We start from the raw sequence: 14,200 nt of genomic DNA, 5'->3' as shown, positions 1-14,200 counted from the left end.
GACAAACCAAGCTTCAGGCGCGCCGGAACTGCCCCTTATATAGGGGGAAGTGTGGCGAAGTCACAGCGACTGTTGCGCACGGAGGTTAACGCGCCCCCGGCCTACCAGCTGGCCGGAAGCTGCTTCAGGCCCCGCAGCACGAAGGTCGGGCGCCATTCCGGGTTTTCGACGTCGTCGATGCGCAAATCCGGCAGCCGCCGCAGCAGCGTGGCGATGGCGACCTCGGCCTCGATCCGCGCCAATTGGGCACCCAGGCAGAAATGGATGCCGCCCCCGAACGACAACGGCCGAACGTTCGGCCTGGTAATGTCGAGCCTGTCGGGGTGGTCGGGATAGACCGCCGGATCATGATTGGCAGAGCCAAGCAGGCAAAGGACGGTCTCGCCCTTGGGGATGGTCTTGCCGCCGAGATCGTCGATCTGCTCCAGCGCGACACGCCCGGTCATCTGCACCGAGGAATCGTAGCGCAGGAACTCCTCGATCGCGTTGGTGATCAGGTCCGGCTGCGCCTTCAACAGCGCGAGCTGGTCCGGATTGCGATGGAGCGCCAGGAGGCCGTTGCCGATCAGGTTGACGGTGGTCTCGTGGCCGGCGCCGAACAAGAGGATGATGTTGGCGGTCAGCTCCTCGTTGGTGAGCTTGTTGCCGTCTTCCTCGGCCTGCACCAACTGGGTGATGAGGTCGTCGCCGGGATTGCGGCGGCGCAGCTCGAACAGCTGCTGGAAATACATCTGCGCCATCATGTTGCCGGCGTTGCCCTTGGCGATCTCCTCGGGCGAGAGCGGCACCGGATCGAGCAGCCGCCCGCCGTCGCGCGAGCTCTTGTAGAAGACCTCGCGATGATCCTCGGGAATGCCGAGCATCTCGCAGATGACGGTGACAGGCAGGCGGAAGGCGAAATCCTCGATCAGGTCCATGTGGCCGCGGTCGATCACGGCATCGATCGCCTGGTCGACGATCTCCTGGATGCGCGGCCGCATGTCCTCGACGCGGCGGGCGGTGAAGGCCTTCACGACGAGGCCACGCAGGCGGGTGTGATCGGGCGGATCGGATTGCAGCATCCAATGGCTCATGCTGCGGAACACCGGCTCGTTCATGATCTCGGGGCTGTAGCGGCGCTTGGAGCGCTCGACGAAATCCTTGCCGAAGCGCTTGTCGCGCATCACCAGGCTGACGTCGGCGTGGCGGCTGGCGACGAACTGGCCGAACGGCGTCACATGAATCGGATCGATCGTACGGAGCCGTTCGTAATGCGGATAGGGGTCGCGGATGAAGTCCGGCGACAGCGGGTTGAACAGCGGTCCGCCTGCGGGTTGCACTTGCTCGTTCACGGTGACCTCACATCGGTTGCCGCATGACACGATACGCGAGGCCTGCCCCGAAGCCCGGCGTAACCATCCCTGTGAATTATCAACTCGATACATTGTTGTATCGAGTTGCATTCTGCCCTAAAATGGCTCGATGTCAAGGGTAAGAACCAGACCGACCAGGGACGACACGCGCGAGGCGCTGTTCGAGGCGGCCGCACGCGTGTTCGAACAGGACGGCATCGGCGGCGCCAGCATCGAGGCGATCGCGGCGGAGGCGGGCTTCACCCGCGGCGCGTTCTATTCGAATTTCGGGAGCAAGGACGAACTGATCTTTGCCATGCTCGAGGACCATGTCGAGCGATCGATCCGGCGCAACATGGAGATCCTGGCGCGGCACAAAAATCTGGACGACTTCATCGCAGCCTTGAAGACGATGGATCTCGGCCGGCAGGATCCCCTCGCCCGCTCGCCCCTCCTGCATATCGAGATGATCCTGTTCGTCGCACGCGCCGAGAAGCGCCGGCCCGAACTCGCCAAGCGCCTGCGGGCGCGACGCAAGCTGATCGCCGACATCATCGAGGCGACATTGAAGGACGGCGCCAAGGGCGAGACGCTGAACCCGCCCTGGATGGCCTCCGTCGTGCTGGCGCTGGACGACGGCTTCCGCCTTCACCGCCTGATCGACCCTGAGACCACGCCGGCCGACAGCTTCTTGCGCGCGATCACGGATTTGCGGCGCAGGACGGGATTGGCGACGGACTTTAGCTCATGAAAAGAAAGTGGTCGCCTAAGCCGATCGCTTCACCGCACTAAGATCCACCGGCCTGACATCGAGCCGGCCGAGCATCGCCCTCGCCTGCTCGGCGCAATGCTCGATCAGCCAGCGCTCGAAGGCGACAGGCGCGAGCGCGGGGGCGTAGAGGAAGCCCTGGACGACGTCGCAGCCGAGCTCGGCCAGCATCTTGCGCTGGCCCTCGGTCTCGACGCCTTCGGCGACGACGGTCATGCCGAGGCCCTGGCCTACGCGCACCACGGCGGTGGCGATCGCCAGCGCGCCGGCATCCTTCTCGATGTCGCGCATGAAACTGCGGTCGATCTTCAGCTCGCGGATCGGCAGATGCGCGAGGCGGCTGAGGCTGGAATAGCCGGTGCCGAAATCGTCGACCGACAGGCCAATGCCGAGCGCACGGATCGCGTGCATCGTCTCCAGCGCGGCGGCGCCGTCCTGCATGAAGGTGCCTTCGGTGATCTCCAGCATCAGCGCATCCGGCGGCAGCTGGTATTCGGCGAGGATGTCCTCGAGCCGCGCGGCCAGCGTGACGTTGCGGAAATTGATCGGCGACAGATTCACCGAGACGGAGGGAATGTTGAGTCCTGCGCTGCGCCAGCTCGCCATCTGCCGGCAGGCCTCGCGCACCGACCACAGCCCGATCTGCTCGATCAGGCCGCATTCTTCCGCGAGCGGAATGAACCTTGCCGGCGAGACATCGCCGAGCGCGGCATCGTGCCAGCGTGCCAGCGCCTCGACGCCGTGGATGGCGCCGTCGCCGCTGCGGATCTGTGGTTGGTAGCTCAGGCTCAGCGCATTGTCGGCGATGGCACGGCGCAGCGCCGCGATCATCGCCAGCCGCTGCTCGGCGAGGCCGTTCATCTCGGCAGAGAACATCCGATGGGTCGAACGTCCGGCCTGCTTGGCCATGTACATGGCGGCGTCGGCCTGCTGCATCAACGTGTCGATGTCGGTGGCATGATCGGGATAGAGGCTGATGCCGATGCTGGCCGACAACGGCATCAGCTTCGATCCGAGCCGCAAGGGCGCAGCCAGCGCCTCGGCAATCCCGGCCGCCACGCGCTCGGCGCCCTCGGCATTTCGGCTGGGCAGCAGGATGACGAATTCGTCGCCGCCGAGGCGGCCCAGCATGTCCTCGGGACCGATCTGCTCACGCAGGCGCTGCGCCAGCTGGATCAGCAGCTCGTCGCCGGCGGCGTGGCCGAGCGTGTCGTTGACGTCCTTGAAATGATCGACGTCGAGAAAGGCGAGTGCGACATGCCCGCCGGTCGGACAGGCATCGATCGCGGTCGTGATCAGGTGCCGCAGCTGCGCGCGGTTCGGCAGGCCGGTGAGGATGTCGTGATAGGCGAGCCGCGCGATCTCGGCACGCGCCTCCTTGCGCTCGATCGCGAAGGCGCCGAGGTTGACGCAGGCATCGACGATGCGCCGGTGCCAGTTGCTCGGTGCGCGCGGCTCACGGAAGTAGAAGGCGAAGGTGGCGATGACACGGCCGTCCTTGGCCTTGATCGGTGTCGACCAGCAGGCGTGAAGCCCGACTTCGAGCGGCATGGCCTTGTAGGGCTGCCAGCGCGGATCGGTGTCGAGATCTTCGGCCAGCACCGGCTCGCCATAGAATGCCGCGGTGCCGCAGGAGCCGACATTGGGGCCGATCGGGATGCCGTCCAGTGCGCGGGAATAATCATCCGGCAGGCTCGGACCGCCGAGCGGATGGATCAGACCTGCGGAATCGACATGGAGCAGCGAGCAGACGACGTCAGGCGCAATCTGCTCGACGCGGCGGCACAGCCGGTCGGCGATCTCGGTGATCGGCACCTCGTCGGCGAGCGCGCTCATGATGAGCTGCTGCAGCGAGCGCAATTGCCTGCTCTCGGTGATGTCCTCGAGCAACGCGAAGATGTGCTTGACGCGGCCGTTCTTGTCGCGGAAGGCGTCGACCCGGGCAGAGACCCAGATCTCCTCGCCGTCCTTGGTATAGACCAGCGTTTCGACCTCGCCGCGCCGGCCGCCGTCGAGCAGCCGCTTGACCAGCTTCGCAATCGCCGTGCGGTTGGTGTGGCAGCCGGCGATCAGTTCGCCTGCGCGCCGCCCCTCGGCTTCGCCGCTGGTGTAGCCGAACAGCGTCGTGAAGGACGAATTGACGTAACGGATGTTCTGCTCGACGTCGGTGATGATCACCGCGCGATTGGTCTGGTCGGAGACCGCGTTGAGCAGCCCGATCCTGACGCGACGCTCGGCCTCGGCGGTGACGTCGCGTGCAAACACGATGTGATGGCTGACGCCCTCGATCGTCGCCGACGACAGTGCAATCAGAACCTTGATCCGGCTGCTGTCGCGCCGCACCAGGCTGATCTCGTCACGAAAATCAACGACTGGATCGGCCTGAAGGCATTTGAGTGAGAGGATTTGCGAATCGCTGCCGAGCACGTCGGCGCGCGCGAGCCTCCAGATCCGCTCAGCGCCGGCGTTGAAATGGGTGATGCGATGCGCGCCATCGACGATGACGATGCCGTCGTCGGCGCATTCGAACGCCGCGCGCAGCACGTCTGGCATGTCCGTCACGGGGCAGTCGGAAGCAGTCATCGTTGGACCCGGCAGCATCGAGAAAATGCGGCAATCCGTCCCAAGTTAACGCGTCGATGGTGTCCAAGACGTTCTTGCAACCGGCTCGCACGCAGCCAAGCCGCGACATGCTTAACATTCCGCGAAGGATACGAAGGTAATCCGGTGCAGAAGGAACCTAGCTTGCGCCGGTTCCCGCCTGGAGCTTGTGCAACCGGCCGGCCACGGCCCGCACCTTGCCGGGCGAAGCCTGCCAGACCGACAGCGCCGACAGGCCGCTGACGACGATGGCGATGGCAAAGGCGAGCGTGTAGTCGCCGGCGCGATCGTAGAGCAGACCCGTCAACCAGGGGCCGGCCGCCCCGCCCGCCAGCGCCGCAAGCATGATCATGCCGAATATGCTGCCCTGATGGCGGCCCTGGAAGATCTCGAACACGACTGCGCCCATGATCGAGGTGAGGCCGTAGCCGAGCGCGCCTTGCGTGAACACCATCAGCCAGACCAGCCAGAACGACGGCTGGTATTTCAGCGCGATCAGCGCCACGAAGCAGATCGCGAAGCCGGCGCAGCTGATCGCCCAGACTGCTTCCCGACCGATGCGATCGGAGATATGGCCGAGGAAAATCTGCCCGGGAATTCCGAGCAGGCTGACGGCGCCGAGCGCCCATACCGCGACACCAGGGCTGAAGCCGATGTCGAGCAGGAATTTGGTCTGGTGCACCTGCACAGCGTACCAGATGTACAGGCCGCAGAAATAGCCGAGCGCGATCCACCAGAAGCGCGTGGTCGCAACCGCCCGCCTCAGCGTCCAGTCGGTGGCGGCCCAGACGGGATCGACGACGTTGGAAACCGGCTTCGCGGCACCCGCCGCCGGCGCAGCGTCGCCGTCCGGCTGGAGGCCGATGTCCTCTGGACGCTTGTGCAGCAGCAGATTGATCGGCGCCAGCACGATCAGGATCATCAGGCCCATCGCGGTACAGGCGGTGCGCCAGCCGGTCTGCTCGATCATGTGCTGCACCCACGGCAGCAGCGTCACCGAACCGACGCCGACGCCGGCAAAGGCGATGCCGATGGCAAAGCCGCGCTTGCGGATGAACCAGTTCGGCAGGAACAGGGACTGGCCGGAATAGCCGAGGCACACGGAACCGGCACCGACCATGACACCGATCGTCAGATAGAGATGCCAGGGCTGGGTGGTGAACGGCGCGAGCAGCAGCCCGCCGGCCATCAGCGCGACGCCGAGCTCCATCACCGCGCGCGGCCCGGCGCGATCCATCAGCCGGCCGATCAGGGGGCTCGCCACCCCGGACGCCACGAAACCGAATGAGAAGGCGCCCGCGGTGACGCCGCGCTCCCAGCCGAATTCGGACAGGATCGGCGGAAAGAACAGCGAGAACGAGGTGCGTGCGTTGACGCCGATGGCCATGGTGACGAAGGTCACGGCGACCACGACCCAGCCGTAGAAGAATCGAAGCCGCATTTTCTTATTCATCCCTGGACGGTCCTTCGGACCATCTGGGCGCACGCCGGTCAAGCGAATTTCGCGAAGGCCGGTTGCGTGGCAGCGTCAGGCCGCGTCGCGCTGCGAGCCCTCGGCCGGCGCGTCGAGCCCGATCTGGTCGATCGGCTGCGGGCGGCCGAACAGATAGCCTTGCGCGAAATTGACGCCGAGCGCCTTCAGCCGCTCGAACTCCTCCGAAGTCTCGACACCCTCGGCGGTGACCGACATGTCGAGCCCGCGCGCCAGGGTCACGATCGAGGAGATGATGGCGGAGGAGCGCGGTTGATGCGTGAGGCTGCGGATGAACGATTTGTCGATCTTGATCTTGTCGAACGGAAACGCGGTGAGATAGCTCAGCGAGGAGTAGCCGGTGCCGAAATCATCGAGCGCGAGCTCGATGCCGATGTTCTTGAGCCGCTGCATGAAGGCGTGGTTCTCCGCGCCGCGCTCCAGCAGGACGGATTCGGTGATCTCGATCTCGAGCCGTTGCGGCGACAGGCCGGAATCCCGCAAGGCCGCGCAGATGACGTCGAACAGATCGGCTTCCTTGAACTGGATCGGCGACAGGTTCACCGCGACCATCAGGTCGGACGGCCAGTCCGCCGCATCGGCGCAGGCGCGGCGCAGCACGAACTCACCCAGCGGCACGATCAGCCCGGTCTCTTCGGCGAGCGCGATGAACTGATCCGGCGGGATCAGGCCGCGGACCGGATGCCGCCAGCGCACCAGCGCCTCGAAGCCGCGCCGCACACCGGCGCCGACATCCATGAACGGCTGATAGTGCACCTCGAGCTGGCAGCGCGCGATGGCATCGCGCAGATCGCCTTCCAGCGTGTTGCGCGCCTCGAGCTCGACCGACATCGCCTCGTCATAGATGGTGAAGCAGTTGCGGCCCGCCGATTTCGAACGATAGAGCGCGAGGTCGGCCTTCTTCAGCAGTTGCTCCTGGTCGCTGCCGTGATCCGGCGCGATCGCAATGCCGATGCTGGTACCGATCTCGACGCGATGTCCCGGCAGCAGGAACGGTTCGGCGACCAGCTTGGCGATCCGCGCCGCCAGCTCGGTCGATGAAGCGCGCTGATCCTCGCAGCCTTCCTGGATGACGGCGAACTCATCGCCGCCGAGCCGCGCCAGCACGTCGGTGGCGCGCACCGCGGATTTCAGCCGCTGCGCCACCAGGCGCAACAGCGCATCGCCGGCGCCATGGCCGAGGGAATCGTTGACGTTCTTGAAACGGTCGAGATCGAGCATCAGGATCGAGAAGGTCCAGCCGCCGCCGTCCTCCAGCTGGCCGTTCAGATCGTCGAGCCGGGAGAGGAAGAAGGCGCGGTTCGGCAATCCGGTCAACACATCGGTTTGCGCCAGCTCCAGCACGCGCCGGTTGGCCAGCGAGAGCCGCCGCGAATTGCGGCTGGCGAGCATCAGATAGGTCGACAGCGACAGCGTCAGCAGCATGCCGACGATCAGCACGGCGCCCGCGCGATCATAACTCGTCTCCAGCGCACCGCCGGCGGCCGGCATTGCGCGGACCTGCCAGTCGGCATCGCCGATCCTGAGATGGCCCGACCAATGCCTTCCTCGGGCCACGTCGCGCATCGATCGCGGCGCCGTGGTCGCCGATGCAAAGTCGGGGAGAGTCTCCGCCAGACTGACAATCCGTCCCGTGAAGGGCGGATAGATGTTGATGCTCACCGCAGGGTTTGCCCCGGTCGTCACGCGAATGGCCTGCATCAACAGCGGCAGGTCGAACACGCCGACGACGTAGCCCGCGAGGTTGCGGCGACGGTCCGCGATCGTGTCACGCGAGGTGCCTTTGGCATAGACGGGCACGGAGACGATCACGTCGTGCTGGTGGCCCGTCTCACGCACAGCATAGAGCGGTCCGCGGATCGCAACGATCCGGTCATTGTCACGCGCGCGTTCAAGCGCAACACGACGTTCCGGAACACTTCCGTAGTCCATTCCATAGACGGGCGAGGTCTTCGGTTGGGTCGAGTAGAAGACGGGAAAATATTCGTCGCTCTGGGGAGCAATCGCGAGTTTGTCGCCCTGAAGCGATTTAATATGGTAGCTGGAGATGCCGTCGGCGACCGCGGCGGCCTCGTACTCGGCCCGCTCCTTGCGGTTGACGAGCGGCAGCCAGGCGACGCGCAACATGCCCGGATGGCGTTCGAACAGGCGGGCGCTGAAGGTCTCGAACTCGCTGCGGGTGATTTCGTCGTTGGCCGACTCGAACAGGGTCCGCAATGCTACGAGCCGGCTGATATATTCGCTCATGCCGTTCTGCATGACGATCGATTCGGTCTCGGCCGCGTTTTCGAATTCGAGCTTGTTGACGCGATCTTCCCATCGCGCCACCGCGGCGGCGCCCGCCAGCGAGAACAGCAGGCCGACGCCGGCTGCCACGAGCGCAGGACGATGGAGCCCGATCAACGTCGCGAGACGCCGCGCGGTCGCACGTTTCCGATCCTGATCATTCTGATCGCGATCGCCCATTTCCGAAGCCGTCGTCCCCTCTCCGCGGCGGACTGAACTTCTGGTTGAGCCGCCGGGATGGCCATCGGACAAGGACCGCGGTTAAGAACTGCCCAATTTCGGAACCCGGCCTTCCCGCATTGCACCGGGTAGTTAACGAAATGCAGGCGTGAAGGCGCACATCTCGCCTAAACTGCCGGTTTTACCCGGAGTACTACGGGGGCCGCATCGCGCTCCAGATTAGTCCGCGATTCAGCCTGCCGGGTTACATTGCGCAGGTCTTTCCCAGCGTCCGACGTGACTTTCAAATGACTCGACTTCGATCGGCGACACGCCTCGTTCTGATCTCCGTGTTGCTGGCCGCGATCGCCTTCGCGGCCAGAGCCGGCGAGGTCGGCGTGAGCGACGACGCAATCCTGTTCGGTCAGGCGGCCGCGCTCGAAGGTCCGTCTTCGGCGCTCGGGCAGCGGCTCCGGTATGGCATCGTCGCGGCGTTCACCGAAATCAACGCCAAGGGCGGAATCCACGGGCGCAAGCTGCAATTGATCAGCCGCGACGACGGCTACGACCCCGACCGCTCGGTGGCGCAGACGCTGCGGCTGATCGACGACGACAAGGTGTTTGCGCTGATCGGTGCGGTGGGCACGCCGACTGCAATGGCGACGATTCCGATAACGAGCGCTCGCGATATCCCTTTCATCGGACCGTTCAGCGGAGCCAAATTCCTGCGCGACCTCGAACTCGCCAACGTCGTGAACATCCGCGCAAGCTACGGCGCCGAGACCGAAACGCTGATCAAGCATCTCGTCGAGGACCGCCACTTCACCCGGATCGGCATCTTCTACCAGGACGATTCCTTCGGCCGTGACGGCCTCACGGGTGTGAAGAACGCGCTCGCCAGGCGCGGCCTCGAACTCGCCGCCGAAGGCACCTTCGAACGCAACACCCGCGCGGTCGGCGCTGCCTGGCGCACGATCAAGCGCGCCGAGCCGGAGGCTATCGTCATGGTCGGGACCTATGGACCCAGTGCAGAGTTCATCAAGCTCGCGCACCGTAGCGGCGTCTATCCGACCTTCGCCAACATCTCCTTCGTCGGCGCCACCGCGCTCGCCAAGGAGCTCGGCCCGGACGGCGAAGGCGTCGTCGTCGCGCAGGTCGTGCCGTTTCCCTGGGATCGCTCGATCAGGCTCGTCGCCGACTACCAGGCTGCACAGAGCGCGTTCGATCCGACGCTGGCACCGGACTTCGTCTCGCTCGAAGGCTATCTCTCCGGCCGCCTCGCGGCAGCCGCGCTGGAAAAGACCGGACCTGACCCGACCCGCGCGGGCCTGCTGCGCACCATCAACGAGGTCGGCCGCTTCGACATCAGCGGCAGCATCGTCACCGTCGGCGTGCGTGCGATGGAGACGCCGCCAAAGGTGTTCTTGACGGTGATCCGGAAGGACGGCACGTTCAAGGCGATCGACCGGCTGTAGGACAGTTCACGGCCGCCGCGTCCAGCGCTCGGCGTTGACGGCGCCCTGCGGGGCCTCGCCCTTGATGATCGCCTCGACCTGCCGCACGGTTTCCAGCGACTGATATTCGATCGCCTGCGGCGTCAGCCCGCCGACATGCGGCGTGGCGACGACGTTGGTCAGCTTTGCCAGCTCCGGCGTCGGCATCTGGTCGGGTGCGCGGCCGACATCCATCGCAGCACCGGCGATGCGGTTCTCCAGCAACGCCTTCGCGAGCGCGGCTTCGTCGACGAGATTGCCGCGCGACAGGTTGATGAAGACGGCTTGCTTCCGCATGCGCGCCAGCGCCGCCTCCCCGATCAGTTTCTCGGTCTGCTCGTTGGCGATGGCGAGGCAGACGACGTAGTCCGATGCGGCCAGGAGCTCATCGAGCGTGACCTGCCTGATGGCGCCGTCGGCAACGGTCGCGAAGGGATCGGAGACCAGCACTTCCATACGCATCACCTTGGCGATCTCGGCGAGATATCGCCCGATGCTGCCATAGCCGATGATGCCGATCGTGCTGCCGGCGAGCTGGCGGCCCATCCGCGCCTCCGGCTTGCGGCCGGCCTGGTAGTCGGCGGTGGCCCGCGACACGCCGCGGGAGAGATCGACCATGAAGCCGACCGCGAGCTCGGCGACTGCCTGCACGAAGCCGGGACCGGCACGCGTCACCAGCACGCCGGCTTGCGAGGCGGCATCGACATCGACGTTCCTGATATCGACGGCACAGCGAACGAAGGCACGCAGGCGCGGCAATTGCGCAAAAATCTCGCCGCGGCCTTCGGTCATGCGATCGGCGACAATTATGTCGGCGTCCTTCGCAGCACTGACGAGGCTCGCGGAATCCAGCGCCTGATCGCCCTCGTGCAGGATCACGTCGGCAATCGCACGCAGGCCATTCAGGCTGCGATCGCCGTAATAATTGCGACGCATCTCCGGCGTATGAGCCAGCAGGACTTTCACGGCAACACTCCCTCAGTAGCCGAATGCGCGCGGCAACGCGGTGCTCAGCCACGGCACGAAGGCGATGACGAGCAGGCAGAGGAACAACAGGCCGAGATAGCCCAGGATCGGCTTCACCGTCTGCTCGATCGGCACGTTGCCGATCAGGCAGGCGCCGTAGAGGCCAAGCCCGAGCGGCGGCGCGAACAGGCCGACGCCCATCGCGATGACAAGCACGACGCCGAAATGCAGGGGATCGATGCCGAGCTGCACCGCGACCGGCAACAGCAACGGCCCGAAGATGATCAGCGCGGCCGCGCCCTCCAGCACCGAGCCCATCACGATCAGCACGGCGATGGCGAGCAGGATGAACAGCCAGGTTCCGCTCGTCTTGGAAAGTCCCAGCATGAAGTCGCCGACCGCATGCGGCACCTGCTGCAAGGTCAGCGTGAAGGCCAGCGACTGCGCGGCGGCGACGATGAACAGCACCAGCCCGGCACGCGTCGCCGCCTGCACGAAACTATGCGCGGCCGATCTGAAGCTGAGCTCGCGAAACACGACGCTGCCGACCACGAGCGCGTAGGCGACCGCAAAGGCCGAGATTTCCGTGGCCGTCGCAAAGCCGCTCTTGAAGCCGAAGAAGATCATGAAGATCAGACCAAACGAGGCGACCGCACCGCTCCACAGGCCCGACACCGGAACCTGCGGCTCGACCTCCTCGGCGTCGTCAGGCGTCTTGCCGAAGATGATGGAGAAGGCGATCAGCACCGCCGCCATCAGCGCCGCCGGCAGCAGCCCCGCCATGAACAGGCCGCCGATCGAGAGGTTTGCGACGAAGCCCAGGATGATCAGATTGATGCACGGAGGGATCGTTTCCGCCATCACCGCGGACGCCGCGAGCAATGCCACCGCGCTGCCCGGATTCTGCTTCGAGCGGCGCGCCGCCGGGATCAGCACGGAGCCGACGGCCGCGACATCGGCCATCTTCGAGCCTGAGATGCCGGAGAACAGCACCATCGATGCCACCATCACGACGTTCAGGCCGCCGCGCATGCGGCCGACCGCACGCTGCAACAGCTCGATCAATCGCACCGACATGCCGTTGGCTTCCATGAGGTAGCCGACCAGGATGAAGAACGGGATCGCCAGCAGCACGAAATTGTCGATGCCGCGCGCCATCTGCTGGGCGAAGATGACACCGGGCAGCGCCCCCTCGACCCAGATGAAGATCAGCGCGGCCAGCGCCAGCGCGAAGCCGATCGGCAGACCGCCGAACAACGTCGCGAAGAAGCCGACCAGCATCAGCGCGCCCGCCGACGGCACCGATGACGGAGAGAGATGATCCCAGGCGAGATAGAGGGCGGTCACGACGGCGACCGCAGCGAGCCCCCTTGCAATGTCAGGAAGCGGCCTGGCGCAGAGGTGATCGATCGCGAACACCGTCATGAACAGCGCGCCGATCCCCATCGGGTAGAAGGTGAGCTCCAGCGGCAGGCCCGAGCCGGTGGTCTGTCCTGATGTCAGCGATCCCAGCTTGATCGCGTTGTAGGCGACATAGCCGGAGATCAGCACGACGAGCACCGCGCTCGCGGCATCGACGAGCGTACGCAGTTGCCCCGGCAGCAGATCGCGGAAGAAGGACACGCCGACATTCTCGCCGCGCGCGAGCGCGCTCGCCGCGCCGAAGAAGGCCGATCCGACCATCAAGCCGCGCGCGACGTCGTCGGACCACTCGACCGGCGCATTGAAGAAGAAGCGCAGCAGCACGGAGCCGCACACGACCGCGAGATCGGCGGCCAGCAAGATGGCCGCGATCGCGTCGCTGCAACGAAGCAGCAGCGCAATGCTCCCGTGTCGACCGCCCGAGAGCGCCACGGCTTCCGACACCGTCAACTCGGATCTGGCCAACCCGGATTTGGCCATCTCAGGCTTGAGTCGAGCGAATGATGTCGATGACGGCCTTGGATTCCGGCCGCGCCTTGATGAAGTTCTCGATCTGGGGCGCCACGCGCTTCTTGAACGCCTCGCGGTCGCATTCGGCCACGGTCACGCCCTTCTCGGTCAGAGCCGCCAGCGCCTCCTTCTCGACCGCAAGCCCATGGGCGCGCGTGTCGACCGCGGCCTTCTTCGCCGCGTCGAGGAAGCCTTCACGGAGCTTCGGATCCATGCGGTTGAAGGTCATGTCGCTGAAGTAGATCGCAAGCGGCGAGAAATTGTGCTGGGTCAGCGCGTAGGATTTTGCCGTCTCGTAGAACTTGCTGGCGAGAATCGTCGGCGGATCGTGCTCGAGGCCGTCAAGCACGCCGGCCTGCAACGCCGTGTAGATTTCGCCGAAGGCCAGCGGGGTTGCGGCCGCGCCCATCAGGCGCAGGCATTCCGTGATGACGGGATTGGGCAGCGTGCGGATCTTGAGTCCGGCGAGATCCTCCGGCGTCTTCACCGGCTTCTTCGCAAGCACGCTGCGCGAGCCGAAATTATAGGCCCAGGCGATGATGCGGATGTTGCTGCCCTTGAGCAGGGCGTCCTCGATCGGCTTGGCGGCGCCGGCATCGAACGCCTTGGTCTGCTGCGGGAAGCTCGCGAACAGAAAGCCGAGGTCGTAGGTGCCGACCAGCGGCACGAGATTGGCCGAGATCGACGAGCCCGACACCATGAGGTCGATGACGCCGAGCTTCACCGAATTGATGACGTCGATTTCCTGACCGAGCTGGTTATCGGGGAAGAAGGCGACCTCGACCTGCTCGCCGAGGCCGTTGGCTTTGATCTGCTTCACGAGGTTGTCGTAGTAGACGCGGCCGTTGGCGAATTTGGGATCGTTCGGCAGCGAGGAGGAGCATTTCAGCTTCAGCGTTGCCGCTTCGGCGCGGCCGATGATGGCGGGAGAGAGCACGAGGCCGGCGGTCACCGCCGTCGACGACTTGATGAACGTGCGACGGCTGAAGGGCACGATGGTCATGGTGTCTCTCCCCAATATTTATTGTTCGTTGGCCGCAGTCGTTGCCACGGCCTGTTGCGCGGACTGTATGGCCAAAGCGACGGGGCAGGCAAGGCTTGCGGCCGGGGAGATGCGGGCGCGCGAGCGGCAGGCGCAACGGCACAGATCGTAGCGGAACGCCTATATTTG

9 protein-coding genes are annotated in these 14,200 nt (G+C 65.3%); 2 read left to right on the top strand and 7 right to left on the bottom strand.

Annotated elements, in window-relative coordinates; translation table 11 throughout:
• Nucleotides 1-101: 101 nt before the first annotated feature.
• Nucleotides 102-1,331: a cytochrome P450 gene (locus XH90_RS08095; RefSeq protein ID WP_194480213.1), complete on the bottom strand. Its 1,230-nt coding sequence runs from the start codon at nucleotides 1,329-1,331 to the stop codon at nucleotides 102-104.
• 130 nt (nucleotides 1,332-1,461) lie between these two features.
• Between XH90_RS08095 and XH90_RS08090 the strand changes: the two genes are divergently transcribed.
• Nucleotides 1,462-2,082, top strand: a complete 621-nt coding sequence (locus tag XH90_RS08090; RefSeq protein ID WP_194480211.1) for a TetR/AcrR family transcriptional regulator — start codon at nucleotides 1,462-1,464, stop codon at nucleotides 2,080-2,082.
• Between the two features lie 15 nt (nucleotides 2,083-2,097).
• Here the strand turns inward: XH90_RS08090 and XH90_RS08085 are convergent, their stop codons facing one another.
• The 3 genes from XH90_RS08085 to XH90_RS08075 form a co-directional block, all read right to left on the bottom strand.
• On the bottom strand, nucleotides 2,098-4,683 hold the full coding sequence (locus XH90_RS08085) for an EAL domain-containing protein (protein WP_194480209.1): 2,586 nt from the start codon (nucleotides 4,681-4,683) through the stop codon (nucleotides 2,098-2,100).
• 157 nt (nucleotides 4,684-4,840) lie between these two features.
• Nucleotides 4,841-6,142 (bottom strand): MFS transporter, encoded by a 1,302-nt coding sequence (locus XH90_RS08080; protein WP_194482620.1) that lies wholly within the window; start codon nucleotides 6,140-6,142, stop codon nucleotides 4,841-4,843.
• An 87-nt stretch (nucleotides 6,143-6,229) separates the two neighbouring features.
• Nucleotides 6,230-8,659 carry an EAL domain-containing protein gene (locus XH90_RS08075; RefSeq protein ID WP_194480208.1) on the bottom strand — a complete coding sequence of 810 codons (2,430 nt, stop codon included), beginning with the start codon at nucleotides 8,657-8,659 and terminating at the stop codon, nucleotides 6,230-6,232.
• 287 nt (nucleotides 8,660-8,946) lie between these two features.
• Between XH90_RS08075 and XH90_RS08070 the strand changes: the two genes are divergently transcribed.
• Complete coding sequence (locus tag XH90_RS08070; RefSeq protein WP_194480206.1) at nucleotides 8,947-10,113, top strand: ABC transporter substrate-binding protein; 1,167 nt, start codon at nucleotides 8,947-8,949, stop codon at nucleotides 10,111-10,113.
• Nucleotides 10,114-10,119: 6 nt separating this feature from the next.
• On the opposite strand, the gene XH90_RS08065 is transcribed toward XH90_RS08070, so the two are convergent.
• Genes XH90_RS08065 through XH90_RS08055 form a run of 3 tightly spaced genes read right to left on the bottom strand, consistent with a single transcriptional unit; the run spans nucleotide 10,120 to nucleotide 14,032 of the window.
• The gene (locus tag XH90_RS08065; RefSeq protein WP_194480204.1) at nucleotides 10,120-11,097 is read right to left on the bottom strand and encodes a hydroxyacid dehydrogenase; all 978 of its coding nucleotides are present in this window, start codon (nucleotides 11,095-11,097) and stop codon (nucleotides 10,120-10,122) included.
• Between the two features lie 12 nt (nucleotides 11,098-11,109).
• Complete coding sequence (locus tag XH90_RS08060) at nucleotides 11,110-12,999, bottom strand: TRAP transporter large permease subunit (RefSeq protein WP_246755716.1); 1,890 nt, start codon at nucleotides 12,997-12,999, stop codon at nucleotides 11,110-11,112.
• Nucleotide 13,000: 1 nt separating this feature from the next.
• Nucleotides 13,001-14,032 carry a TRAP transporter substrate-binding protein gene (locus tag XH90_RS08055; protein WP_194480200.1) on the bottom strand — a complete coding sequence of 344 codons (1,032 nt, stop codon included), beginning with the start codon at nucleotides 14,030-14,032 and terminating at the stop codon, nucleotides 13,001-13,003.
• Nucleotides 14,033-14,200 lie beyond the last annotated feature (168 nt).

This window comes from Bradyrhizobium sp. CCBAU 53338, from assembly GCF_015291665.1.
Classification (GTDB): Bacteria; Pseudomonadota; Alphaproteobacteria; order Rhizobiales; family Xanthobacteraceae; genus Bradyrhizobium.
Note: the sequence above shows the minus strand (reverse complement) of the source record. Positions and strands in the feature narration are given on the sequence as shown.

Coding starts and splice junctions, on each gene's coding strand:
- XH90_RS08090 (WP_194480211.1), top strand. CDS start 1,462: ATGTCAAGGGTAAGAACCAGACCGACCAGGGACGACACGCGCGAGGCG.
- XH90_RS08085 (WP_194480209.1), bottom strand. CDS start 4,683: ATGACTGCTTCCGACTGCCCCGTGACGGACATGCCAGACGTGCTGCGC.
- XH90_RS08080 (WP_194482620.1), bottom strand. CDS start 6,142: ATGCGGCTTCGATTCTTCTACGGCTGGGTCGTGGTCGCCGTGACCTTC.
- XH90_RS08075 (WP_194480208.1), bottom strand. CDS start 8,659: ATGGGCGATCGCGATCAGAATGATCAGGATCGGAAACGTGCGACCGCG.
- XH90_RS08070 (WP_194480206.1), top strand. CDS start 8,947: ATGACTCGACTTCGATCGGCGACACGCCTCGTTCTGATCTCCGTGTTG.
- XH90_RS08060 (WP_246755716.1), bottom strand. CDS start 12,999: ATGGCCAAATCCGGGTTGGCCAGATCCGAGTTGACGGTGTCGGAAGCC.
- XH90_RS08055 (WP_194480200.1), bottom strand. CDS start 14,032: ATGACCATCGTGCCCTTCAGCCGTCGCACGTTCATCAAGTCGTCGACG.